The sequence below is a fragment of the Qipengyuania sp. genome (genome assembly GCF_042095715.1).
GTDB lineage: Bacteria > Pseudomonadota > Alphaproteobacteria > Sphingomonadales > Sphingomonadaceae > Qipengyuania.
Window position 1 is genome coordinate 1 of the sequence record NZ_JBELMO010000138.1, and the last position, 3,210, is coordinate 3,210.

General features: G+C 64.9%; 4 protein-coding genes. 3 read left to right on the forward strand and 1 reads right to left on the reverse strand.

Translation table 11 applies throughout. From position 1 onward, the window contains the following. Window positions 1–152: 152 nt before the first annotated feature. Complete coding sequence (locus ACFDTG_RS16520) at window positions 153–494, reverse strand: FYDLN acid domain-containing protein (protein WP_375292010.1); 342 nt, start codon at window positions 492–494, stop codon at window positions 153–155. A 145-nt stretch (window positions 495–639) separates the two neighbouring features. On the opposite strand from ACFDTG_RS16520, the gene aroA reads away from it, so the two are divergent. Genes aroA through ACFDTG_RS16535 form a run of 3 tightly spaced genes read left to right on the forward strand, consistent with a single transcriptional unit; the run spans window position 640 to window position 2,833 of the window. Beyond that, entirely contained in the window at window positions 640–1,968 is a 1,329-nt protein-coding gene (aroA, locus tag ACFDTG_RS16525; RefSeq protein WP_375292011.1) for a 3-phosphoshikimate 1-carboxyvinyltransferase, read from the forward strand. 35 nt (window positions 1,969–2,003) lie between these two features. Further along, entirely contained in the window at window positions 2,004–2,219 is a 216-nt protein-coding gene (locus tag ACFDTG_RS16530; protein WP_375292013.1) for a permease, read from the forward strand. Then, window positions 2,216–2,833, forward strand: coding sequence for a (d)CMP kinase (locus ACFDTG_RS16535; RefSeq protein ID WP_375292012.1), 618 nt, complete (start codon window positions 2,216–2,218; stop codon window positions 2,831–2,833). Before ACFDTG_RS16530 ends, ACFDTG_RS16535 begins: the two co-directional genes overlap by 4 nt. Window positions 2,834–3,210: the final 377 nt, after the last annotated feature.

The window sequence follows — 3,210 nt, forward strand, 5'->3', positions numbered from 1 at the left end:
GGGATCGAACCGCTGACCTCTACAATGCCATTGTAGCGCTCTCCCAGCTGAGCTAAGGCCCCGAGCCATTTCCATCGCGGCGCACCCTGGGAGGCACGCCTGCTTGCGGGTGCAGGCCTTTATGAGGGTGCCCCGCGCAACGCAAGTGCTAATTAATTGTCGTGATCGTCGTCGTCGTCGGACGTGGCGACGCCCAGATCGTCGTCGCCGGTGTCGAGATCGACGTCGGCATCGGGTGAACCCTCGTCATCGTCCTCGATATCGTCCAGATCGTCGTCATCGTCGTCGCCGCCCAGATCGCTGTCGGCCTCGCCGTCCTTCTTCTTTTTCTTGTCGTCCTCGAACGGGATCGGCTGCTTGGACTTGAGCACCGGCTCGGGCGACCATTCCTCGCCGCACTCGATGCAGGTGACGGGCTCGTCGTTGCCCAGATCGTAAAAGCGCTCGCCGCACTTGGGGCAGGTGCGCTTGGTGCCCCATTCGGGTTTGACCATTGGTGTCCTCGATTAGATGCTGCCATCGGCCAACAGCCGGGGGCATGGAATTCGTATGATGTATTGATGGTGTCCGGGCGGGCCGGAATCAACAGCGGCGCGCGCCTTGCCAGAATGGGGTGCCCCTGTCAAAGACCCGCGCCGCATGACAGCCGATACACCGCAGCCCCGCCATTTCGCCCCACGCGGCCCGCTCACGGGGCGCATCAGGGTGCCAGGAGACAAGTCGATCAGCCACCGCGCGCTGATGTTCTCGGCACTGGCCGTCGGGCGCAGCCGAATCTCCGGCCTGCTTGAGGGCGAGGACGTGCTGGCCACCGCCGCTGCCCTGCGCGCCATGGGCGCCACTGTCGAGCGAAACGGAGAAGACTGGATCGTGGACGGCGTGGGCGTTGGCGGCTTCCTGCAACCGCAGGGCGCGCTGGAGATGGGCAATTCGGGGACTTCTACGCGCTTGTTCCTGGGTCTGCTCGCCAGCCAGGGTATCACCGCCGTGCTGACGGGTGACGCCAGCCTTTCGAAACGCCCCATGGGCCGCGTGATCGACCCCCTGAGCGAGATGGGCGCGCGGTTCGAACCATCGCCGGGAGGCACTCTGCCGCTTCTGATCGAAGGGATGGAGCCCGCGGTTCCCATCACCTATCGTCTGCCGGTCGCCAGCGCTCAGGTGAAAAGCGCAGTACTGCTGGCGGGCCTCAATACCCCCGGGATCACCACGGTGATCGAACCCGTTCCCACCCGCGATCATACCGAACGGATGCTGGCCGGTTTCGGCGCCCAGTTGGACACGGGCGAGGAGGATGGGGAGCGCGTGGTCCGAATTCACGGCCCAGCGGACCTCAAACCCTGCAACGTGACGGTGCCCGGCGACCCGTCGAGCGCGGCCTTCTTCGCCGTCGCGGCCAGTATCGTTCCGGGAAGCGATCTCGTGATCGAAAACGTGGGTTTGAATCCCACCCGCGCGGGCATTTTCACCGTCCTGCGGCAGATGGGGGCGGATATAGAGGAACTGGACGCACGCGACGTGGGCGGAGAGCCGGTCGCGGACCTGCGTGTCCGCCACGCGGCATTGTCGGGCGTAGAGGTCGACCCAGCCATCGCCCCCAGCATGATCGACGAGTTTCCCGTACTGTTCGTTGCGGCCACGCTTGCCGAGGGCACGACCGTCACCACAGGGCTGGACGAATTGCGCGTGAAGGAATCGGACCGCCTCGCCGCCATGGCTGCCGCGCTCGCCGAAGCAGGCGCGAAGGTGAAGGAAATGCCCGACGGACTCGTCATCCACGGCAGCGGAGGGAAACCCCTTCGGGGAACCACGGATACCGCCGTCGCTACCCACCTCGATCATCGCATCGCCATGAGCATGGCCGTGGCAGGGCTCGCCAGCAGCAACGGGGTGGAGATCGACGATGTCCGCCCCATCGCGACAAGCTTCCCGGGCTTCGCCGCATTGCTCTACGGAGCCAGCGCGTGACCTTCGACATCTACACGCTGGTCGGCTTCGCAGGCATGGCCTGCATCATCGCCGCCTACGCCTACATGACGGTAAAGTCCGACCCCAACCCCTTCGTGCTCCACGGCACCAATCTGGCGGGTGCGGCGCTCCTGACGGTTTCGCTGTTGGTCCACACCAACTGGCCGAGTCTGGTGCTTGAAGGTTTCTGGGCGGCGATTGCGATCTATGGCCTCGGCAAAGCCCTGCGTAGCAGGAAGGCTGCCGCGTGATCATCGCCGTCGATGGCCCCACCGCCAGTGGCAAGGGCACCATCGCCTCTGCTCTTGCAGCGCATTTCGAACTGCCGCTGCTCGATACGGGCCTGCTCTACCGCGCGGTGGGGCGGCAGGTGTTTCTAGATGGCGGCGACCCCGACGATGCGGGCGACGCGCTGGCTGCATGCAGCTTCCCCGATAGCCTGCTGAACGATCCGCATCTGCGCACCGAGGAAACTGGCGGGCTTGCAAGCCGGGTCTCGGTGCACCCTGGCGTGCGGCAGGCCCTCTTCGACCGGCAACGCGCCTTCGCCACGCAGCCGGGCGGCGCGGTGCTGGACGGGCGCGACATCGGTACGGTCATCGCCCCGGATGCGGACGTGAAACTGTTCATCACCGCCAGCGTGGATGCGCGGGCGGAACGACGCTGGAAGGAAATGCAGGCGCGCGGCGTGGCGACTACGCTGGACGACATCGCGCTGGACATTCGCCGGCGTGACGAACGCGACATGGGCCGCAAGGATGCCCCCCTTGTCGCCGCGCCCGATGCCCTCGTGATCGATACCAGCGACCTTTCACGCGATGATGCGATTGCGGCCGCAATCGACGCGGTGAAAATCGGCTCCTGAAAGCGCCCCGCCCGATCTGATTTGCCTGTCCTATTCAGGCGATTATCGCTATGGAGAGGGGCCGAGGCTGGGTGGCAGCAATGATCGGATTGCAGACGGGCGCTTGCCCGCAAAGTGATAACTCGCACGGCGATTTGCATCCTAAGCAACTGTTTTTCCCGATGAGTTGCCGACTGCGCAGTTTTGCAAAAGGGGGGCTTGTGCGGTCCATGTTGCCCTCGGTTTCGCTTGCTTTTTCGTGGGATCGCCCTTATGTGCGCGCCCGTTCAGACAGCTTCGGCTCGACAGGACCTTTGCGAGGCATTCGGCCTTGCGAAGAAACGGCCCTCTTGCCCCGTTCGCCCCGCAATGGTGCGGGAGACGGGTAAAGACCCCGG